This is a genomic window from Geobacillus sp. FSL W8-0026, from assembly GCF_037966255.1.
In the GTDB taxonomy this organism is placed as follows: domain Bacteria; phylum Bacillota; class Bacilli; order Bacillales; family Anoxybacillaceae; genus Geobacillus; species Geobacillus icigianus.
In genome coordinates, this window is sequence record NZ_CP150194.1 from 3,522,014 (window position 1) to 3,543,597 (window position 21,584).

The 21,584-nt window shown below is 46.3% G+C and carries 21 protein-coding genes and 2 pseudogenes; 8 read left to right on the forward strand and 15 right to left on the reverse strand.

Annotation, left to right across the window (positions count from 1 at the left end; all coding sequences use genetic code 11):
- The first annotated feature begins 408 nt into the window (after positions 1-408).
- The 3 genes from NST29_RS17600 (at position 409) to NST29_RS17610 (ending at position 3,497) form a co-directional block, all read left to right on the forward strand.
- Complete coding sequence (locus tag NST29_RS17600; protein ID WP_172418720.1) at positions 409-1,116, forward strand: hypothetical protein; 708 nt, start codon at positions 409-411, stop codon at positions 1,114-1,116.
- Positions 1,117-1,516: 400 nt separating this feature from the next.
- Positions 1,517-2,254 carry an arginase family protein gene (locus NST29_RS17605; RefSeq protein ID WP_172418836.1) on the forward strand — a complete coding sequence of 246 codons (738 nt, stop codon included), beginning with the start codon at positions 1,517-1,519 and terminating at the stop codon, positions 2,252-2,254.
- Complete coding sequence (locus NST29_RS17610) at positions 2,235-3,497, forward strand: MFS transporter (protein WP_339232524.1); 1,263 nt, start codon at positions 2,235-2,237, stop codon at positions 3,495-3,497. Before NST29_RS17605 ends, NST29_RS17610 begins: the two co-directional genes overlap by 20 nt.
- Positions 3,498-3,738: 241 nt before the next feature.
- Here the strand turns inward: NST29_RS17610 and NST29_RS17615 are convergent, their stop codons facing one another.
- Entirely contained in the window at positions 3,739-5,406 is a 1,668-nt protein-coding gene (locus NST29_RS17615) for an IS1634 family transposase (RefSeq protein ID WP_172418722.1), read from the reverse strand.
- Positions 5,407-5,554: 148 nt separating this feature from the next.
- On the reverse strand, positions 5,555-5,818 hold the full coding sequence (locus tag NST29_RS17620; RefSeq protein WP_339232527.1) for a hypothetical protein: 264 nt from the start codon (positions 5,816-5,818) through the stop codon (positions 5,555-5,557).
- Positions 5,819-5,961: 143 nt separating this feature from the next.
- Between NST29_RS17620 and NST29_RS17625 the strand changes: the two genes are divergently transcribed.
- Positions 5,962-7,149 (forward strand): IS701 family transposase, encoded by a 1,188-nt coding sequence (locus NST29_RS17625; RefSeq protein ID WP_339232529.1) that lies wholly within the window; start codon positions 5,962-5,964, stop codon positions 7,147-7,149.
- 389 nt (positions 7,150-7,538) lie between these two features.
- Here NST29_RS17625 and NST29_RS17630 read toward each other — a convergent pair whose 3' ends face one another.
- From NST29_RS17630 to NST29_RS17655, 6 genes and pseudogenes are all read right to left on the reverse strand, one after another.
- A complete protein-coding gene (locus NST29_RS17630; RefSeq protein ID WP_033842835.1) occupies positions 7,539-7,955 on the reverse strand; it encodes an immunity 70 family protein in 417 nt (138 codons plus the stop codon).
- Between the two features lie 13 nt (positions 7,956-7,968).
- Positions 7,969-8,916: a pre-toxin TG domain-containing protein gene (locus NST29_RS17635; protein WP_339232530.1), complete on the reverse strand. Its 948-nt coding sequence runs from the start codon at positions 8,914-8,916 to the stop codon at positions 7,969-7,971.
- A 109-nt stretch (positions 8,917-9,025) separates the two neighbouring features.
- Positions 9,026-9,514, reverse strand: a complete 489-nt coding sequence (locus tag NST29_RS17640; RefSeq protein ID WP_324698668.1) for an SMI1/KNR4 family protein — start codon at positions 9,512-9,514, stop codon at positions 9,026-9,028.
- A 9-nt stretch (positions 9,515-9,523) separates the two neighbouring features.
- Positions 9,524-10,050 (reverse strand): annotated as a pseudogene (locus NST29_RS17645) (DUF6431 domain-containing protein).
- 157 nt (positions 10,051-10,207) lie between these two features.
- Positions 10,208-10,489 carry a hypothetical protein gene (locus NST29_RS17650; RefSeq protein ID WP_008881167.1) on the reverse strand — a complete coding sequence of 94 codons (282 nt, stop codon included), beginning with the start codon at positions 10,487-10,489 and terminating at the stop codon, positions 10,208-10,210.
- A gap of 9 nt (positions 10,490-10,498) precedes the next feature.
- Positions 10,499-11,731 carry a pre-toxin TG domain-containing protein gene (locus NST29_RS17655; RefSeq protein ID WP_324699036.1) on the reverse strand — a complete coding sequence of 411 codons (1,233 nt, stop codon included), beginning with the start codon at positions 11,729-11,731 and terminating at the stop codon, positions 10,499-10,501.
- A gap of 735 nt (positions 11,732-12,466) precedes the next feature.
- Between NST29_RS17655 and NST29_RS17660 the strand changes: the two are divergent.
- Positions 12,467-12,671, forward strand: a pseudogene (locus NST29_RS17660) (IS701 family transposase); the annotation flags it as partial.
- 154 nt (positions 12,672-12,825) lie between these two features.
- Here the strand turns inward: NST29_RS17660 and NST29_RS17665 are convergent.
- Positions 12,826-13,341, reverse strand: a complete 516-nt coding sequence (locus tag NST29_RS17665) for a YwhD family protein (protein ID WP_033023326.1) — start codon at positions 13,339-13,341, stop codon at positions 12,826-12,828.
- Between the two features lie 18 nt (positions 13,342-13,359).
- Positions 13,360-14,028 carry a site-2 protease family protein gene (locus tag NST29_RS17670; protein WP_033023324.1) on the reverse strand — a complete coding sequence of 223 codons (669 nt, stop codon included), beginning with the start codon at positions 14,026-14,028 and terminating at the stop codon, positions 13,360-13,362.
- A 131-nt stretch (positions 14,029-14,159) separates the two neighbouring features.
- Here NST29_RS17670 and NST29_RS17675 point away from each other — a divergent pair, with 131 nt between their 5' ends.
- Together NST29_RS17675 and NST29_RS17680 are read left to right on the forward strand one after the other, a co-directional pair.
- Positions 14,160-14,348 carry a 2-hydroxymuconate tautomerase gene (locus NST29_RS17675; protein WP_020961553.1) on the forward strand — a complete coding sequence of 63 codons (189 nt, stop codon included), beginning with the start codon at positions 14,160-14,162 and terminating at the stop codon, positions 14,346-14,348.
- Positions 14,349-14,449: 101 nt separating this feature from the next.
- Complete coding sequence (locus tag NST29_RS17680; RefSeq protein ID WP_061912367.1) at positions 14,450-15,751, forward strand: NCS2 family permease; 1,302 nt, start codon at positions 14,450-14,452, stop codon at positions 15,749-15,751.
- A 44-nt stretch (positions 15,752-15,795) separates the two neighbouring features.
- Here the strand turns inward: NST29_RS17680 and NST29_RS17685 are convergent, their stop codons facing one another.
- The 3 genes from NST29_RS17685 to NST29_RS17695 all read right to left on the reverse strand — a co-directional run bounded on the left by NST29_RS17685 (position 15,796) and on the right by NST29_RS17695 (position 18,144).
- Positions 15,796-16,314 carry a hypothetical protein gene (locus NST29_RS17685; RefSeq protein ID WP_061912368.1) on the reverse strand — a complete coding sequence of 173 codons (519 nt, stop codon included), beginning with the start codon at positions 16,312-16,314 and terminating at the stop codon, positions 15,796-15,798.
- Between the two features lie 13 nt (positions 16,315-16,327).
- Positions 16,328-17,626 carry an HD domain-containing protein gene (locus NST29_RS17690; protein ID WP_033021655.1) on the reverse strand — a complete coding sequence of 433 codons (1,299 nt, stop codon included), beginning with the start codon at positions 17,624-17,626 and terminating at the stop codon, positions 16,328-16,330.
- A 290-nt stretch (positions 17,627-17,916) separates the two neighbouring features.
- On the reverse strand, positions 17,917-18,144 hold the full coding sequence (locus NST29_RS17695) for a DUF1450 domain-containing protein (protein ID WP_033021653.1): 228 nt from the start codon (positions 18,142-18,144) through the stop codon (positions 17,917-17,919).
- A 174-nt stretch (positions 18,145-18,318) separates the two neighbouring features.
- Here NST29_RS17695 and NST29_RS17700 point away from each other — a divergent pair, with 174 nt between their 5' ends.
- A complete protein-coding gene (locus tag NST29_RS17700; RefSeq protein ID WP_033021651.1) occupies positions 18,319-18,972 on the forward strand; it encodes an RsfA family transcriptional regulator in 654 nt (217 codons plus the stop codon).
- A gap of 206 nt (positions 18,973-19,178) precedes the next feature.
- Here the strand turns inward: NST29_RS17700 and NST29_RS17705 are convergent, their stop codons facing one another.
- Both NST29_RS17705 and pta read right to left on the reverse strand, forming a co-directional pair.
- Entirely contained in the window at positions 19,179-20,048 is an 870-nt protein-coding gene (locus NST29_RS17705) for a lipoate--protein ligase family protein (RefSeq protein ID WP_033021641.1), read from the reverse strand.
- Positions 20,049-20,441: 393 nt separating this feature from the next.
- On the reverse strand, positions 20,442-21,422 hold the full coding sequence (gene pta / locus NST29_RS17710) for a phosphate acetyltransferase (RefSeq protein ID WP_033021628.1): 981 nt from the start codon (positions 21,420-21,422) through the stop codon (positions 20,442-20,444).
- Between the last annotated feature and the right edge of the window lie 162 nt (positions 21,423-21,584).

The following is a 21,584-nucleotide window of genomic DNA, read 5'->3' on the forward strand; positions in this document are numbered from 1 at the left end:
GAATACCCTACCTTTTTTCTTTTGGTCTAGCAAAATGCTTTACACAAAATTTTATACATCATCGAAATCGAATATCCAAAATAAATCAGTTTGAAAGTTATCAACAATATAGTAATAAGTTAAATAAAACTACTGAACACACAGAAAGAAATGTAATAGAGTGGAAGAATAATATATAAAAATACATAATTCCCTTAGTAAGGGATATCTACCATGAAAACGCATTAGAGAGTTAGGAATAGAATCCATTAATCCCTAGGATTTAGAAGGTTGGTGATTTAGGGCAAAATACTGCTGATTCCATTCTTTTTCCAATTAGAGAAACCTTGTAGAATCAGCTTTCGTTTCTGAATGAAAATGCCGCCGATTCGAGTGTGACAGCGGTTTTTCACCGGGCTTTTAGATTACTTGGAAAACGGTAAAATAGATATTTCTTATTCGTTACAAGAATGCATTCCATCTATTTTTCAACTATTAGAGGAACTCGATAGTGATTTTTATATTTATTTATCCCAATTATGGTTAGATGGTTATATAGACATTGAGATGCGAAAAAGAAAGGTAGACTTTGGGTTTTGCATAGAACTTCCTTATTCGAAAAAGTTCTTTATAAGTATTTATCCCACCAATTCAATGATGGATATTTATTATTTCATACATGAAGTTGGGCATGGTTATCATAATTATCTTAAACATAATTTAAGCCACTATACTGAAAGAAACACTAATAATGAAGTGAATGAATTATTCGCTCATTTATTTGAATCGATACTTATCTTTCAATTGTTTGGTAATCAAAAAGATGTAATTAGAAATTATCTCAATCAACTTGTGATTTCCATACCATTTAACGTAGCCATTCATGAGTTTCAAGAAAAACTGTATACACAACAATATCCTTCAGCAAAAGAAAAGAAAGATTTATTTTTAGATATATTAAAGAAATATACACATCATTGCGTAAATATAGAACCATATGAAAAAGAAGTTAACTCACTTTGGCTAATGCAAGAACAAATCTTTTCAACTCCTTTTTATTACATTGAATATTCATATGCCAAACTTGCTTCTCTCTATCATCTGGCACTACACTCTGATAAAAATTTTTTCTATTAAAACAAGTGTTTTCACAAGGTGCTTATCTGTCCCCAAACGAAACTTTTAAACAAGTTGTTAATAGTGGAATGCTATTGTCAGAAGAAAAATTTATACATGTGTCGGAATTTGTAAAAAAACGGCTCATCACCACAACATGTACTTGACAGACGATTCACTTCTCTGAACAAGTGTATGCAAAACATGATTGGTTTCCTGTTCTTTCTTGGTTGCATAAATCAGGTACGTGATGAAAAAATCAAGTACAACTTTTGGTGAAGAGCCAAAAAAACAAAAAAATTAATAATAATATTGAAATTCTCCAGAATATGTTTTATATATGTAATAAAAGGAAAAAGGGGGTGGAGACTTTGAAGATAGCCCCCAAAGTCTAAGAAGTTATAGTTCTCAAGTATTCACTTTGGAATATAATCAAAAAGGTTTGACAAAAGGGTGGTATTGTCCGAACCAAAAAAGGATAGTCGGAAAAGATTTAATTATAAAAGATTACGGAGAATTAGAAGTAACACTTAATCAGAAACTCCAATTAAATAGAATAAAAAATCTTGCAGAAAAAGTGGCAAAATCTAATATTATTCCTTTTTTTATAGGAGGAGACCATACCATTACCTATCCAATCATCAAAGGTTTTTTAGAGCATTATGAAAAGATACAAATTATACATGTAGATGCCCATTCTGATTTGGGAATTAACCGTTGGGATATTGTTGAACATGGTAGCTTTATGAAAAATCTAATACAGGAAGAAAAAATACGTCATATCTATCAATTAGGAATCAGAGGACCACAAGATAAAGAGGATATAAAGAGCGATAAACTAACAACCCTATTTGGAACATCATTCAAAAATGTCACCATAGATTCAACTCTTCCTACCTATATTACGTTTGATGTTGATGTATTTGACCCAAGTATTGTTCCAAGTGTAGGTTATCCTGTACCAAACGGATGGCACTATAAGGATTTTTTAGATTTTATTGAATTGTGTGTGAATAATGCCGATGTTATTGGTATCGATATTGTAGAATACAATGAAATGTATGATTTTGGAAATAAGATAGGAGCTTCAACAGTTACCCATGCCATATTAGACCTTTTAGCAGGAGTGATGATGAAAAATGAAAATGAAAGAGATTAAAAACATCATAAACACATACTATATCATTAATATTTTATATGGTATGGGTATAGCTGTGTTTGGTGCAACACTATATTTATATATGGAATCACTGCATTACAGTTATGCGGAAATGAACATTTTTTTATCCCTTTTTTGGATCGTAAGTTTTTTAACGGAAACTCCTTCTGGAATTATTGCTGATACATTCGGCAGGAAGAACACCATCATTAGTAGTTGTATAATTAGAAGTATCGGTTTACTTTTTTTATTTATAGATTGGGGGAATATTACATTTTTAATTTTAGGAGCGATCTTTACTGCAATAGGTGAATCGTTAAAGTCAGGTACGTTGGATTCTTGGATGATAGATCGTATTTTAGCTATAGATGAAACATTCACATTTGATAAAGTCTTTTCAATAAATAGCATGGCTGGCACAACAGTTAATTTATTAAGTGGATATTTGGGAGCGCAAGTCTTAGGTAATATTGATTTGAGTTATCCTATTTTAGCAGGGATTATATTGTTAATTATTTCTATGATTGTTGCGATATTTAAAATGAAAGAACCTAAAAGGAATTTGGAAGAAAATCCTCATTTAATAAACATAGGTCAGAGTTTTAACATGTTGAAGAAAACAACAAAAGAAGGAATTCATTTTTTAAGAAATGATAAGACATTTTTTCTAATCTGCCTATCCTTTTTACCTTTATCATTCATTATTAGTGGACCGGGTAATCAATGGCAACTCTTTTTCCAAGATGAAACAAAAGATATCAATACAGGATATATATGGGTTGGTTTAAACCTCTGTAGTATTTTAGGGGCTTATTTATCCAGAAAAATATCATCCCTTTCTGAAAACAAAATCTATATCCTCATAGGAAGTACCATATTTAATACGCTTTCTATTATTCTTTGCGTTTTAACAGGCAATTATCTAATTGCATTACTATTATTCTGGTTACATGTTGTTATTACTGCTTCAGAAGAAGTGATTCGATATACGTTTTTGAATCAAAATATCAAAAATGAGAACAGGTCTACTTTACTCTCATTTTTCAACACTTTAGAAGCTGGAGCAACGATTTTGGCTTTACTGTTAAATGGATTCTTTTCGGATTTTTATGGGATAGGAAACGCTTGGTTAATCATGTCTATCATTTCGCTGGTGATTTCAATACCCGTTTATTTAATTGTGAATTCTACTATTAAAAAACATAAATTAGGAAAATCAAATGAAGTTATGAAGACAATCTAATAAAAAAGAACCTAATCTTAAATAAATCCCACTCTTTTGGATAAAGTCACAGCCTATGTATAAACCCTTATCTTTTGTGAAAAAATAAAAGAGCCGTTCGGCTCTTTCTTTGTTAAAGGGGTATCAGCATTTGACTCTATTTTTCCATACCCGAGTTCGACAGTGACTAGGCAAACAAAATGCCTCTCATCCCTTGATACCAAAGGGACGAGAGGCATTTGGGCATACGTTGGGCGTGTATCTAGGTGCGAGGATGGATGCCTAGAATCTTCGGAGGAGGCTCCAGCCCTAGAGCCGCAAAGAATTGAGCCTGTTTGGCCGTCAGTTCGGTTCGTTGATCAAGGTCACCGTTTTTTGAAGAAAAATGTCCAAGCATGAGACGTTCGCATTCGTCCCTTACGTTCGGCCACGATTCATGGGTTCGGATCTCGACGATCCGAACTAACAAGAGAGCAAGCCAACTGAGCAGCACATGCGCCCGAATGCGGTCTTCCAAGCGATGATACATAGGCCGCAATTCCAATGTGGACTTCAATGTTCGGAAGGCCTGCTCAATATCCACCAGCTGCTTATACCCGATGGCGACATCTTCGGCAGACAAGGTGTCATCGGATGTCCGGATGAGATATTTGCCGTCGTACTTTTCCGCGTCACGAACCGCTTGCTTGTCGATGCGAAGGGTTCCGTCCTTCAACTGGCGCAAGTATTTTCCGTAGGACGGATGGGAACGCAACCGGCAGGTCGCCTTATGATGGGCTTCGTTTGGGAGTTGGCGAAGCCCTTCTAACTCCTCTTTCAGCGATTCGAGCAGCGTTTCTCGCTCCTTGCGTTGGCGTTCGGCTTCGCTGGGATTGTACACGAGAACATAGCGCTGACGCGCTTCTCCGTCGCCGACGATGATTTCTTTGATGTGCAAATTCTCGTCCACTTCATGATAACGTCCGCGACGGCTTAAGGCCTCTTCGACGGCGGCTTTGCCGGATCGCATTTTTTCGCCGACAATGTAGTGTCCGCCGGCCTGTTGCAAGATTCGCAAATTCTCTTCAGAGGAAAAGCCGCGGTCCATGACGCTGATCACACGTCCAAGCTTCCAGCCAATCAAGTCTTGTTTCACCTGTTTGATGACCGTCATGTCCATCGTATTGCCAGGCCATACCCAAGCGCGAATCGGGATTCCTTCCCGGGTGACAGCCAGCCCAATGACGATTTGAACCAAGTCTGGGCGTTTGTCTTTCGAGAATCCTTGTTTTCGAAGCGATTCTCCTTCCGGTGTTTCAGAGGGATCCACTTCGAAGTACGACGAAGTCGTATCGAAGTAAATCAAGTCGACTTCCAAATTCAATAAATCGGCCACAGCATGGAACACTTGACGTTCCAATTCCGGCTGCACGGCCAGCAGTTCATCCATCGCCCGGTACAACTGGTGGCTGGCGGCTTGAGGAAGGTGAGGGATATACACATCTTTCTCCACCCACTCCTCCATCGCCAACTTGCTTGACGGATGAAGGGCGCGATTCGCCACCATGGCAAAAATCAGCCGTTCCAGCGAAATCTGGTGATGTCGGGAGGTAAACAAGGAGTGGAGAATCTCTCCCAACCCCAGTTGTCTCCAGAGCTGATCCAAGAGCCAGACGCCGCCGAGGTGTTTGCATGACTGGAATTGAAAGTCATCGGAAGCTTCTCCTGTCAACGTTTCGACTTCCCAAGCCTGCTCAGGAGAAAGGAATCGCGAAATGCTTTTGGCCAGACGTTCCAAGACGGCGCGATCCACTTCATCTTCGCGCCCGAATGAATAAATCACCTTCGCTTTCGCATATTTGGCCTTTGGATCCCATTCATTGTGAGCAAGCTGGAGATAAGCAACGGTTGTTCCATCCTTATTTTTGCGTGTGACTCGTCGTATGTACATGCCTATATTATAACGTATAAACCTTATTTTTAAAAGGAAAAATTAATAAATCGTGTGCCTATGAAATTCGGCGTTTTTTCCTAGGATCCGCATTACGAAACCCTTGATATAACAGCATTTTGGTCATTTCCATTTGCCTAAAATGACCTCAAAACTGTCGAACTCGGGTCCATAATAGCAGCTCTTTTGGGGTGGGATATAACTCTTCTGGACACACCATGTCTATTGGAGCTTCGTCATCTCCGCCATACACAAAGTTTCCATGATAGGTAGTAATTAATCCGTTTTTAAATAAAAGATAAGCTCCATCTACAAATTCCGAACCATTCTTGGTATATAAGTTTTTTAAAGAGATTTTGTCTTTCTTACAAATACAATTCAATAAATCATGTATAAAAGTTCTTTTTAACATTAAATATCACCTCTTTTGTTTTAGTTCTGTAGATGAGCAAATTTGCTAACATAAATTGACAACTAAACAAAAAAGGAGACATGAACCCAGCTCCTTGAGTAAAATAGATGTGCTCAAACTACCCACAAGGAGGTTCATGTCTCATGAATAGATTAGCACATCATCAAGGAATCCACAAGTTTTTCATGACGCTGGGATTGGCGCTTGATTTCTCGAAGCCGGTCATCAAGCATTTGGTTCATCTTGTCGACGCCTTGACGACCAAGGGATTTTCGGGGACATTGACGGATGTCCGGTACTGGAGTTTTCATCCCAACCATCGAACCACGCTCAGCCATTTTTTCACGAAAAGCCCTTGGAACGAGGAAAAACGGCTTGAGAAGCTTCAAGAATGGATTCTTCGCCAGATCGAACGCCTAGCCAAACGGGAGAATCAACCCCTTTTTGTTTCGATTGATGATACGATTTGCCAAAAAACGAAGCCTTCGTCACGGGCTGCCCGCGCCATTCAAGGGTGTGATTGGCACTACTCGCACAAAGATCATCAATCCGTTTGGGGGCATTCGCTCGTTTGGCTGATGGTGCATACCTTCACCCAAGCGTTTCCGTTCGCCTTTCGTCTGTATGACAAGACGGCGGGAAGAAGCAAGATCGACCTAGCGATCGAGATGCTTTCCTCGCTCAAGGGGAAACGGGCTCAGCCGGTGTATGTGCTCATGGATTCGTGGTATCCGTCCCAAGCGCTCATCGAAGCCTGCCTGAAACAAGGATTCCATGTCATCGCCATGCTCAAGACGAACCGGATTCTCTATCCGAAAGGTATCGCCATCCAAGCGAAGAAGTTCGCCCGCTATATCGAGCCCAACGACACCCGCCTCGTCACGGTGGGGAAGGAGCGTTACCGCGTGTATCGCTACGAGGGAGCGATCCATGGCCTCGATGACGCGGTGGTGCTGCTGGCTTGGAAGGCGGATGAACCGATGACGCCAGATCATCTCCATGTTGTCTTGAGCACCGACCGGGAGCTAGGCGATGAAGAGATCTTGCGTTACTATGCCCAGCGCTGGACGATCGAATGCGTTTTCCGGCAGGCCAAAGACCAGCTGAAGCTCGATGGATACCGTGTTCGTCACATTCGGGCGGTGAAACGGTATTGGGCAGTGATGCTCTTAGCCTGTGTATACAGCATCGCGGAATCTCAACAAGACCTCTCTTCCGGCCTAGAGCTTCTTCGTTCTCGGAAAGGGCACAGCATCGTCGAGTTCATCTACGATGCCGCGAAGCAAGAGATTCCCATTGATGTGATCAAAAAACAGCTCCATGTCGCCTAAGGGGTCCCCTGTTTGTCTCTTAGGGAATGGAAATTACTGTAATGAAAAATGCTCATCTACAGTACTTTACACAAAATTTTATACATCATCCCAACACTTCTACATTAGGGGTTTTTTTCTTTTGCGTAAACGCTTTTTTATATCACACTTTATTTACTAATTTTGTAAGCTGTGCAACGCTAGTGTGAAAGGGCTCTTGCATGTGAATTCTCCCTTTGATGTTTGGTTACACTTTCATTTTAAGAAGATCCTCATGCAAGGCTATTTTTATGCTTGTCTGATTTTATCTAGCACCACGGGTATATTTTTAAAATCATATAGGGCGTACTAGGGTTATAACTACTCTATAGTTAAGAACCATTTATTCAGTACCCCATATCGTAAAAAAGTTAAAGTTTATGAATTTTCATATCACATTTATCTTCTTCTGCTACGTCCATCGCTGTACGTATCACTTCAAAAAATGTCTTCCCATCAGTTGTTGCAAAATAATTTGCTAAATTGGTTACTTTTGAACTAAACTGATCCCCCCACGGTGGTTTTTGTGATATGTCATCAATATCCCATATAACAGACTCTGGGGAGTATTTTGATAATTCCTGTTCAATTTCAATTAGATTAGCTTTCGCAACGGGGATATTTTGCCAATTTAATTTGTCATAATATAAATCATTCATTAATAACGGGTATTTTGTTCCCCATCCTTCTTTTTCCAAATGATATGAGATTGTCGAAAAGAATGAATGTACAAAATCGCTATGTCCTAATTCGTAAAAAAAACAATCTACTAATATTCCTACCGCCATCTAAATTTCACCTCTAATCCATTTTAAAAATAATTTCTGCAACACCGTCTGTTTTTTCATTTATTTTTTGTTTAATATCCCTCAAAACTTCCCTTGTGACATTTTGACCCCTTACATCAATAATAACAGTTTGCCTAGTTTGTTCAGGTAAATCACTTATACGCTTATTTATTTGCTTTGAAACACTTCTTATTAAGTTACTTCTTCCAGAAAACGTAGTCACTTTATAATTCTTAACTTCTACACCATGACCGTTGATATAAAAATCTGGTCTCGAACTATTTTTAGTGCCATGACTTACTTCATTGCCATCTTTAAATGATACTTGTTCACGATAACCGGGATATTCTTTCCCTACATCGATTTCAGATTGTCTCCATGATGGTCTAGTTTTCTTCGTCCCCTTAGCAAGCTTCTCAGCTTCACTGATCCCCTTCTCAACCGCTTCCCCCTCAACATTCTTGATCCTGTTGAGGGTCGCATCTTTCGCCTCCCTCATCCACCCCCAAGGCGCCGAGCCCACCCCCGCATACGCCGGCTGCCAGGAAACGGAGGCGACGCTTTTGACTAATTCGTCCCATTGTGTCTTGAACAGGCGGGCCGTTTCCGCAAACGGCGCTTTGATGACTTGATAGTAGATCGTGTGGAAGATCGTCTTCATGGTATCATCGCGCACGACATGTTTCACTTTCGCAAGGGCGGAGGCGGCATCGATCGCCTTCGCACCCTTGATCGCCGCTTTTCCCGCCATTCCGGCCCCTTTAGCGGGAGGAACCATCGACGCAAGCAACATTCCTCCTGCCAGCAGCCGACCCCTGATCGAAAGGCGCTCGCCGGTGATCGGGTCGTACTCGCCAAACACGCGCTGCACGTCATACCAGCCGAGGAGCTCCAAACCGAGTTGTCGGCGAGCGTCTCGTCCGCTTGGCGCATCGTCGAGATAGGACAGCCACTGAACCAACTCTGTTGTAAAACAGAAAAAACCTTGAAAAGCTCATAGCCACTCAATAGGATTAATTATAATTCTCAAGGCCCCATGGCATCCTAAGAAGTATTCTTTCTCAAAAACCTTAAACATCGTCGTAAGCATCACCTAAAGATATAAAATCTTCTTGTAGCCAATACCAATACCTACCCCTATTTTCTATCAATCGCTCTAATAAATCGGTAAAAGAAGTCGCTATAATAGAACACTCTCCTACCACTCCATGCCTATCATAAAAGCTATCATAGCACCTACCAAGCCTACTCGGATTTAAATCAATTGTAATGTACTCTCCATTTTGATCCGTTGCACAAATATACCAATCGGATGAAATATCTTCTTCACATAACTCTCCTACAATAATAGGGTTGGCTAACTGAAAATCCTGTGGAGGGACTATTAAAATAGGATAATCAGCCTTTTCAAATAAAAGAGCCCCACCACATAATTCATAAAACTTATGCACATCGTCAGGCAAAGTATGTCCTGTACTTAAATTCGGAATACCAGTTGGTGGATAAACTATACAATCTTCTAAACTTTTTATTTTATAAATTAAATTCTCAATTCTCATTATTCTTCACTACTCCCGATAAATATATTGATAAAATACACGATAATACTCTCTCCTAGCAGACTGGGGAACATCAGCAGCATCGAACATTCTTTCAGTTAATTGTTGTATTTCTTTCGGTGAAACTGCTTTTCAATCAATTTCCCCTCCAACTTTTTTACCGGTTTTTTTTCGGATATAAAACAAAATGACCCCCTTGGTGGGAAAACCAACCTGTTTGGTCTTCGCTCCTCGTCCTGGTGTTTCGAGCCATGCTTTGACCGCTTGCCAGATGACGGATAGGGTATATTGAACATACGGGAGGAGGAACGAAGGCAGCACACTCACGGTTTTGCGGCATTCTCGCGAGCGTACCGCGCGATCCAAAGGTGATACTCCCCCTCGGCCGTCAACGCATAGCGTTGGTAATACCCGTGACGACGCAAGGGGCGGCGGGATAGAACGTGGGGACATTGGTTTACATCAGGAAAATCGTTCTCTTTCCCACGATCCGTATACGTTTGAATGTCAATGCCAAAGTCGTGAAACTGGATCACACTTCCTCCCCCCTTGAAACGAATGGCAATCTTCGTCCGAAACAATTCACAAAAAAATTAGCACATTCCTTCAGAAAAGGGGAGAGGGCTTTCTGAAGAAATGTGCAAAAAAATGGGTGTTTTGTGCTGAAATAAAATGATAATTTACACCTAAGCTTTATCTCCATCTCCAATTTATTTCTCCATCCTCATACACAGCAGGTAAATAAATTCCCTTTTTATCTCCATGACTATCTACAACAAACCAATTATCATCATTCAACCATTCCTCATTATATTCACTTTCTTTAAAATGATTTTCCTCATTCGTTAGATCCTCAAAAAACTTCCTAAACTTCACCATATTTTGATTCGCTATAAGTTTACCGTATACCCACATACCTTCAGTGTTAATATCCTGTATTTCACCTAGACATTCATTTTGAAAATATAGAAACATATTTAATACTCACTCCCTAGGATAAATTTTTATGAATTTGCTAGGTACTTCACCTCTTATCAAATACTCATTATCTCTCTCAGTCCAATTTAATGCCCTTTTCTTCCAAAAATCAGAAAAAGATCTATCTCGTTCGATTAATTTTCGAATCTGTTTCGGAGATAAAATAGCTACATTCTTAACTTCTCCTGACCTAATGGCTTTTCTCAAAGAAGAAATATCTAACTCTATTAAATAATCTCCGTAATTTCCAACAACGAGTTTGTTACCGGTAAAACTAATATAGGGACTATTTGATTTTGCTTTCCTTCTGTAACCTCCAAGAATATGCTCTATAACAGTAACTTGCCGATTTTTATATATGCCTTTACTATTTGCAGGAACTAAATTACCTGAATCTGACATAAAAGGTTTGCCAATTCCATTGGGTCTTTTAGATGAGTGCAACAAACTATCTCCTCTATAAAGTTTGTTCGTCCCCCGTCCAACCACCCCTCCTTCAGCTTTCTTTATCATGTGGAAAGTGGCATCTTTAACTTCATTCCTCGCCTCACTCATCCACACCCGAGGCGCTGGGCCCACTCCGGCATACGCCGGCTGCCATGAAACAGAGGCGACGTTTCCTACTAATTCGTCCCATTGCTTCTTGAACAATCGGGCTGTTTCGGCAAGAGGGGAGCGGACGGTTTGGCGAAAGGCGATGTCGCCGATCGCTTTCATTTTATCATCGCGCACGACATGTTTCACTTTCGCAAGGGCGGAGGCGGCATCGATCGCCTTGGCGCCCTTGATCGCCGCTTTTCCGGCGACGCCGGCACTTTTAGCCGATGGTACAATCGATAATAACAACATCCCGCCCGCCAGCAATCGGTCCCCGACCGACAGGCGCTCGCCGGTGATCGGGTCGTACTCGCCAAATACGCGCTGTACGTCATACCAGCCGAGAAGCTCCAGACCGAATTCCTTCATGTTGTCGGCGAGCGTTTGGTCCGCTTGGCGCATCGCGGCGGCGGTGCGATACAGAAGTTCTTCCGCTTCGTTCAGTTTGTCTTCATAACGCTTCAGCCAATGAACGAGTTCGTCCCGCAGTGCTTCGATGGCAGGCGTGCTGACGCCGGGGAGGTCCATCGCAAGGGAAGAGGGCTCCCATGACAGCGTCGTCCGCGCCCGCTGGCAAGCGTCTTCGGCATCGGGAATGTGCTTTGCCACCGTTTCTAATTCATCAGGCCTCAGCCGAATCATCACCCGCGCTGCTCCCTTTTATCCCCATCACCTAACAAACGTGGCATGCAACGCATTTTTCTTCACTCCTCCATTTATACTTTGTATAAATGGTAACACAAGTGAATCAAGTATAAATTATGATTTTATTCCTATTTTATAGTAAATTCAGTGGTTATATATGCCTAATTTTTACATAACCGATAATACGAAATTCCTTTGACATATCCCCCTTTTCCTCCCCCACTTCTCTAAACAAAAAAAGAGAAACGGATTTCCTCATTTCCCTTGTCATTCCTTATTTTTCCCATTAACTATGTGCAATCAAAATAAACTCTTGCCACTCCTCCCCTCTCGAACCCTCATTCTTGCGCCCCTAATTCCTTCCATCCAAAATAAGGTCATGCACCAATTGCCCCTTTTCCCGATTTTCGTTTCGATTTTTTCTGTCACGACTTTATTATGATGGAGAATAAAGTGGTGATAGGGAATGAGGGGGAAGGCTGGATGGACAAGGGACTCCCCTTCTCCTCTTCACCTTTCCCGGTCCTTTGGCACAACTTTGTTCTGATGTTGGCAGGAGTTTATTTTGGTTGTAGATGAGCAAATTTGCTAACATAAATTGACAAATAAACAAAAAAAGGAGACATGAACCCGATTCCTTGAGTAAAATAGATGTGCTCAAACCCATTCACACAAGGAGATTCATGTCTTAGGAATCGATGAGCACATCATCAAGGAATCCATCCATTTTTCATGACGCTGGGGGTGGCGCTTGATTTCTTGAAGCCGGTCATCAAGCCTCTCGTTCATCTTGTCGATGCCCTGTACCAAGGGATGTTCGGGAACATTGACCGATGTCCATCACTGGAATTTTCATCCCAACCATCGAACCATGCTCAGCCATTTTTTCACGAAAAGCCCTTGGAACGAGGGAAACCTGCTTGAGAAGTTTCAAGAAATGAAAAAATGCTCATGTACAGTTTTCAAGAAAATCCCCTGCGCATGGGCAGGGGATTTTCTTGTCCTAGTTTTCCTGTGTTATACATGTAGATTTAGTTTATCCTTTTTTCCAGACAAGAACAAGCCCTTGCCCAAATATGTTCACAAAACCGTCACAATTCGCCTTCAAGCCCTTTTTTCAGCTCATCGCTCGAACGGTTCCACATGTCGATGTCGTGGCCTTTCAAAAAGTCGGCGAGCACCCGTTTGGATTTCGCATCCATATGATCGACAATGATGTGCCGCTTCAGCGATTTATCGAGACGGTTCACATGTTCCGGCAATAGCTTATAGCCGCGGCGCGCCTCGCGGTCAACGGTCATTTCACACGCCGTCACCCCGGCGTAATACGGGCCGTCCTCGCGGCGTTCAATCGTCACCCAGACGATCCAATACGGCTTGCCGTTCGGCACGGCCGCACGGTCGGGCAAAAACTTAATGCCGCGCTCGACGGCGCTGCGCGCATGCATCGCCCCCATATCGACGAACGCTTCGCCCGCCTCGACGTCAATGATGACCGGCGAGACGTTTTCTAAGCTCAACGCCCCGGCGCCAAAACCGCGGTGCCCGTCGGTCGGATCGTCTTTGATGATGTTAAAGCCGATCGTTTTTTTCTTTTTTTGCTCCATGCGCGGTTTCCTCCTTCCTTACATAAACAAACGAGCAACAACCGATTGCAGACTCTCAAGCACAAACGGCAGCGCCAGCTGAAACACCGGCTCAATCGTATAGCGGTCAAGCGGCGTCAGCACAAGGACTAGAAAAATCAACGCCCCGTAGCTCTCCCATTGCGTCATCTTCGCCCGCAAACCGTCGGGAGCCAAATCTTCGATGATCCGATACCCGTCGAGCGGCGGAAACGGCAACAAATTAAACAAAAACAACACCGCATTCAGGCCGATAAAAATTTGAAAAAACTGGTCAAACCCCGCAGCAAACCAATCCGGCAGCGCCCGCATGATGCCGAAATCAACCATCGCATACCAAATGACAAACCCAAGCCCGGCGAGCACAAGATTGCTGAGCGGCCCAGCAACCGAAACGAGAATGCCGGCCAGACGGGGATTTTTAAAATGGAAGCGGTTGACCGGCACCGGCCGCGCCCAGCCAAATCCAGCGAGAAAAATAAGCAAGGTGCCAAGCAAATCCAAATGGGCCAACGGCGATAACGTCAACCGCCCTTGGTTTTTCGCGGTCGGGTCGCCGAATTTGTAGGCGACGTACGCATGGGCGAACTCGTGCACGGAAAACGCTAACGCCAGCGTCAAGAGCACGTACGGAATTTCACTTAATGAATATGGAAAAAAATGTTCCACTTGATTAACTCCCTTTCCCCTATATTCACCACTTTTAGTATACATGATTTGCCGCGAAAAGTGGACTGAACTTCATCATTCCATGGTATAATAAGCGCGACAGCACTCGACAAGGAAATGGGGGAACCATGATGCCGTATGTCACGATCAAAATGCTCGCCGGCCGCACGGACGAGCAAAAGAAAGCGCTTGTTGAAAAAGTGACGGACGCCGTTGTGGAAACGACGGGAGCGAAAAAAGAGAGCGTTGTCGTTTTCATTGAAGAAATGACGAAAGATCATTACGCCGTCGCCGGAAAACGGCTGAGCGACGCGGAGTGAAGAAGCGATGGGGGCGCCTAAAACGCCCCCGTTGCATTTTTTATAAAAAACGAATATTATTATAATGGTTTCTAACATTGTTCGTTTTTAGGAGGTCGCCCATGATTCGTTTCGCTGAAAAACAGACTGACCGCAAGACGGAAATGCTCGCCGGGTTGACCACGTTTCTCACGATGGTGTACATCATCGTCGTCAACCCGGTCATCTTATCGGACGCCGGCGTCCCGTTTGAGCAGGCGTTTACAGCCACCGTCATCGCCACGATCATCGGGACGTTGTGGATGGCGGTTTTCGCCAACTATCCGATCGCCATCGCCCCTGGCATGGGACTGAACGCCTATTTCGCCTATTCAGTGGTTGGCTCGCACGACAACATTTCGTACGGAACGGCGTTTTCCGCCGTGTTTGTCGCCGGGGTGCTGTTTTTGTTGCTGTCGCTCACCCCGCTCCGCAGCAAGCTGATTGAAGTGATCCCCGACAGCTTAAAGCACGGCATCACCGCCGGCATCGGGCTGTTTATCGCCTTCATCGGCCTGCGGCTGACCGGGATCATCAAAGCTCACCCGCAAAACTTGGTGGCGCTTGGCGACTTGCATGCCCCATCGGCCGTGTTGACGCTTGTCGGCCTCGCCGTCACGCTTGTTCTTATGATGCGCGGCGTCAAAGGAGCGCTCTTTTACGGCATGGTCATCACCGGGATCATCGCCTATGCGACCGGGCAACTGCACTTTGACAAAGGCATCGTGTCGCTGCCGGCGCTGCCGGACGGGGTGATCGTTGCCAATCCGTTTGCGGCCGTTGGGGATGTGATCAGCCATCATTTGTACGCCGTCGTCTTCTCCTTTTTGCTTGTGACGCTGTTTGACACGACCGGCACGATGATCGGCGTCGCCCAGCAAGCGGGATTGATGAAAGGGAACACGCTGCCGCGCGCCCGTGAAGCGCTCTTGGCTGACTCGGTCGCGACTACGGTCGGGGCCATGCTTGGCACAAGCCCAACGTCAGCGTACATCGAGTCGTCCACTGGCGTCGCTGCCGGTGGGCGGACCGGATGGACGGCGCTCACCGTCGCTGTCCTATTTGTCATCGCCGCCTTTTTCAGCCCGCTGGTCAGCGCGGTCGCCGGGTTATCGGCCATCACCGCCCCGGCGCTCATCATCGTCGGCAGCCTGATGATCAGCCATATTGCCCATATTTCGTGGCATCAGCTCGACGAGGCGTTTCCGGCCTTTCTCATTCTCTTAAGCATGCCGCTCACCTCGAGCATCGCGACCGGCATCGCGCTCGGCTTCGTCTCGTACCCGCTCTTAAAAATCGCTCGCGGCCGCTGGCGCGATGTGCATCCGCTCCTGTACGTGCTGGCGGTGCTGTTCTTTTTGCAGCTGGCGTTTTTGCCGCACTGATGGAATCAACCCGCTGATCGGTTTTCAATGACTAAAAAGCCCGCTTATACGCGGGCTTTTGGATTGCATCGGCTGCGCAGCGCTTCAATATACGCATACGCCTCTTCGATTTCTTCCGCCGTATAGCGCTGCTTGCTTTTGACGACGGCGATTTTCTCTTTTACTTCCTCTTTCGACAAATGTTCAAAATAGAGCACTGTGGAAACCAGTTCCAAGAAACGCGCGTTTTGTCCGTTCATCGTCTGCATGCATTCGTCAAGACCCGGCATGTCCCAGTCGTAATGGCGCAAAAACTGTTCGCCCGCCTCGGTCAGCGTATAGCGATATTGCACATAGCCGCTCTTTTTCTCTTTCTCCTCCTGCAAAAAGCCGAGCGCGCACAGCTCTTCAATGCGGCATGTGAGCTCTTCGGAATACGGGCCGTAAAAATGGAAGTCGAACTTCTCGTAAAACGGAAAGTCGAGCTTTTTCGCGATGTAAATCATTTTTTGCAGCTTTTTGCGGCCGACAATTTCCCCGGCGGCCGCCAACGCCTTCATCACTTTCGCATGCTCCGTAAGCACCCTCCGTCATCTCCTAACCCTTTAAAATTTCGAGAATCGCTTTCTTCACCGTTCGCTTCGCCGACAAGTCTTCTAGGAAGTCGGCCGGGAAATACAGCTTATGGTCGGTGCGCCGCTTGCCGGAAATGGCGTCAACGAGCACCGATTCGCGCGACAGCTCGCGCAGTTCCCCGTTCGGCATCAGCAAATAAATCGGCAGGCGTTCGCCTTCTTCTCCCGGTCGATAGAAGTCGTACGGCAAATCTGACGAGGAATCGACCACCAAATAATAGTCCGGGTCAATCCCCGCTTTGCGAAACAAACCGGTCAGTTCGATCAACTTCGCCATTTGATCGTTCGTCGGATGGAATTCGGTATATTTGAACAGGCGACGGCGCACAAAGCGACGGCATAAATCGCGCAAAATCGGATCTTGTTCTTCTTGCCATTGTTGAAAATAAAACAAAATGATCGACTCATCGAGCGCCAAGTAATCGTCAAGCGCTACGTTTCCAGCGAAAAACGACAAAAAGTGAACCGGCTTCGTTTGAAACGAGTAGCCGTCTTCGTACAGTTTTTTCGCCCGATGCAAAATTTTCGTCAAAATGACTTCCGCGCTGCGTGTGACCGGGTGGAAATACACTTGCCAGTACATTTGGTAGCGGCTCATGATGTAATCTTCAACCGCATGCATGCCGCTCCGCTTAATGACGACTTGGTCCTCGCGCGGGCGCATGACGCGCAAAATGCGCTCCATGTCAAAATAGCCGTAGCTGACGCCGGTGTAGTAAGCATCACGCAACAAGTAATCCATCCGGTCAGCATCAATTTGGCTCGAAATGAGGCTGACGACAAGCTTGTTCGGATACGTTTTGGCAATCACTTCAGCGACCCTTCGCGGAAAATCGTCATCCACTTGGCGAAGTGCGGCGTTCACTTCCGTATCGCCTAAAATGATAGCGCGTGTAAAATCTTCGTGATCAAGGCGAAACACCTTCTCAAACGAATGGGAAAACGGGCCGTGCCCTAAATCGTGCAAAAGCGCCGCACATAGGCAAAGAAGTCGCTCGCTATGGTCCCAATGGTCGCGGCCGACAAACACGTCATCAATGATGCGGCGAATGATTTCGTACACGCCGAGCGAATGGTTGAATCGGCTGTGCTCGGCGCCGTGAAACGTCAAATACGTGGTGCCGAGCTGCTTGATGCGGCGGAGGCGCTGAAATTCCTTTGTGCCGATCAAATCCCAAATCAATTTGTCGCGAACATGTATGTATCGGTGCACCGGATCTTTAAACACTTTTTCTTCGTCAAGCTGCCCGCCGGAATACATCGCATCCTCCTCTTCCGTCTCGAACATACATTTATTATACGCCGTTTCGAGCCGTAAAGAAATAGTTGACTTTTTTCTCCGTCTTTCTCCAGTATTGACGAAAAACAGGTTTATCACCACAACGTGTACTTGACAGACGGTGCACTTCTCTGAACAAGTATAGTCTGATTGGTTTCCTGTTCTTTCGTGGCTGCATAAGTAAGATGTGTGGTGAAAAAATCAAGTACAACTTTTGGTGAAGAGCCAAAAAACATAAAAATCACCTTCTTTCGGCAAAGAAGGTGATTGAGTCAACGGTTTTTCAGCCGTTCGGCAATTTTATCGATCAATTCGTCCTCGGTCAGCGCCGCCACCGGGCGGTTGTTGACGAAGGCGAACGTTTTTTTTCGCCCTGGACCGCAATACGACTGGCAACCGATTTTAATGACCGCGTCCGGGTCCAGCTTTTTCAAGCGCGGCAGCAGCGTCTTCAAATTCGGCGCCTTGCAGTCGTCGCAAACGCGAAACTCATTCGCCATCATTCGTCATTCCTTTCTGTGGCGTTTGCCTTGTGTATTCTACCCCTTTTGCAGGAAAATTGCAAGTTTACCGCTTTTATTCTCATAACTTGTCAATCCTGTAAACTGGAAATGTATAAATAGTGACGCTGTTGCCTATCCTTTTTACTAGTATCGAAAAAGGAGTGGGGAACAATGAAACAACGGCAAGATGCTTGGACAGAGGAAGACGATTTATTGTTGGCTGAAACGGTGCTTCGCCATGTGCGCGAGGGGAGCACCCAGCTCAACGCGTTTGAAGAAGTCGGCGACAAGCTAAATCGGACAGCGGCAGCGTGCGGCTTCCGCTGGAATGCGGTCGTCCGCCATCGCTATGAGGAAGCGCTGCAGCTGGCAAAACAGCAGCGCAAAGAACTTATGCGGCTGCTCGCCAAACAAGGGGGCGCAAAAAAACGGCGCCTCTATGAACCACCAATGCCATCGCTTGAGGAGCTCGGCGAGGTGATACAGCTGCCGGCCGTCATCCCGCCTGCCGCTTCGCAACAAGTGACGCTCGACCAAGTGATCGCCTTCCTAAAAACGTTTCAGTCCCATGAGCGGAAGCGGGAGGCGCTCGTTAAAGAAAATGAGCGGCTGCGCCGCGAAATCGAAGAATTGAAGAAAACGAATCAAGAACTGGAAGAAAAAGTGGCACAGTTGCAAGCAAACTCGTCCACCGTTCAGGAAGATTTCGAGACGTTGGTCAACATTATCAATCGGGCGCGCAAAATGGTGTTAAAAGAGGAAGAAGAGCGGGGGCTGACGTTCCGCATGGACCCGAACGGAAACTTAGAAAAAATCGCCGAGTAATGAAACAGGATGCCGCACTGTTTGCGGCATCCTATATTTGTCGGCCAGTCCCGCTCTTCTCCTGCCGCCCCTAAGAGGCTGGTGATTTAATGGCGTATACGGCTTTACCATGTCATTTCTCCATTAGAAAAACCTTTGTTGTATCGGGCCTGCGTTTCAATCATTCTCCCATTGATGAAGGGAATCAGCGGTTTTTCACCAGCCTTCTAAACGTCGGCGGCCACGTCCCCCGTTCCGCTCGGTTTTTCGAAAGACACGACGGCATTCCGTTCCACCATGCGGGCCCAATAATATTCGTACCACTCCCATTCTTCCCCATCAAGAACAGAGGAATACAGCTGACCGCCAAACGATTGCAGCGTTCGCCAGAGGGCAACCAACAGCTCATCGACGGACAACGGGCGGCCGGTAAGTTCGGACAGCGAGGCCATGACTGCCGGGTCGACAAGGGGATAGGCGAAAGTCGTTTGTTTTCCTTGCCGCCCGAGCTCATAAAAGCGGCGAATCAGCTCAGCGCGCGCCGAGCCGCTTCCCGTAACGCAAAGATAGATCTGCACAGCAACACCGCCGCGCACGCGCCGTTGGGAAATGCCAGCGAACTTTTGGCCGCCGATGCTCAAGTCATAGCGGCCCGGGCAATACGAACCGACGACCTCCCCTGCTTCGATGGTGACGCCGTACGGGGCGAGCATGGCAGCCATGAGCGCACACATGGCTTCATACCCTTGCTCAACGGCAATGGAACGGCCTGTTTCCGGAAAAACAAGAGAAATGTTCAGCACCCCGCTATCCAACACGACAGCGAGGCCGCCGGAGTTGCGGACGACGACGCGGTAACCTTGTCGGCGCAAAAACGACACCGCCTCGGCGATGTGGGGAAGCTTCGTATCCGCCGCCCCTAAAACGACGGTATGCTCGTGCACCCAAGTGCGCACGACCGGATCCGACCGCCCGGACCCGACCGCGGTGCATAGCGCGTCGTCCGTCGCAAACGACTGTTTCGCATCAAACAGCGGGCCGAAATGAGACTGGTCGATCACTCTCCACTTCGGCTGCCGCAACAATTCATGGCTCATCACGGTTAGCTCCTTACGTTGATCATTCCGCCCCCATTATAGCACAATCGATGGAGATGTTGCGCAACCGGATCGCCGAACAACAGCCGGCCTTTACACGAGTGCGCTTCGCCCAATCGTTACTAATGCCTCAGCAATGGACGTTTCCCCCACCTGCGGCCGCGCTGAGAAAAGCGTTCTTCCCGTTCAGCATGAAAGAGGGTGTCCCGAACACGCAGGGCACCCTCTTCTGTCACTATATCCAAAAATATCTTCTCTTCGCATCAAGAAAGGGCGAGCTTTTCAACCCTTTCCTGCCGTCATCCGGTCGGTCTCGGTGACCTTTTGAGCGAATCCGTTTCTCCCTTCTTCACCGGCGCACGCGAGCCGCACGATGGCCTTTTCTTTTTCCCCTCACTCTCCAAGCGACTGAGCGGCGGTAATGAGGGCAAGCTTATACGCATCTTCCGCGCTGCAGCCGCGTGAAAGGTCGTTAACCGGTTTGTTCAACCCTTGCAAAATCGGTCCGACCGCTTCAAAGCCGCCAAGGCGCTGGGCGATCTTGTAGCCGATGTTGCCCGCCTCAAGGCTCGGGAAGATGAACACATTCGCATCGCCTTGAATCGGGGAATCGGGGGCTTTCTTTTTCGCCACTTCCGGGACAAAAGCGGCGTCAAACTGGAACTCGCCGTCAATGACGAGCCCCGGCGCCATCTCACGCGCCAGCCGCACCGCCTCTGCGACTTTTTCCGTCTCTGGCGAGGAAGCCGATCCTTTCGTGGAAAAGCTGAGCATCGCCACCCGCGGCTCAAGGCCGAACATTTTCGCCGTCTGAGCGCTCTCAACGGCGATTTCCGCCAAATCCCGGCTGTCGGGGGCAATGTTGATGGCGCAATCGGCGAACACATACTTCTCCTCCCCGCGCACCATAATGAACACGCCCGATGTTTTGCGGATGCCCGGTTTCGTCTTAATGATTTGCAACGCCGGTCGGACGGTGTCGGCCGTTGAGTGGGCCGCCCCGCTCACCAAACCGTCAGCGGCTCCCGTGTAAACGAGCATCGTACCGAAATAGTTTTCATCGAGCAGCAGTTCGCGCGCCGCCTCCTCGGTCACTTTTCCTTGACGCCGTTCGACAAAGGCCGCAACCAGCTCATCAAACCTAGCATAACGGCGCGGATTGACAATCTGTAGACCTTCCAGTGACAAGCCAAGCGCCGCTGCCTTCACCCGCACCGCTTGTTCGTCGCCAAGAACGATCGGCTGAAGCACTTGCTCTGTCACCAAACGGCTGGCCGCCGCCAAGATGCGGTCATCCATGCCTTCTGGAAACACGATTTTCCGTCCCGTTCCGGCCACCTTTGCTTGTAACGCCGCAAACAAATCATTTGCCACCAGTTACGCCTCCTTCATTTTCGCGGTTGGCGTGCGGCCGCCCGACCGCTCCCTTTCTCCGGCCTCCTAGAGCGACGGTCATCACGCCATCCTGTCCTTCTACTTATAAGCATACCTCTTTTCAGCGGAAACGCAATGAAGGAAAGCCCTTCCAACCAATAA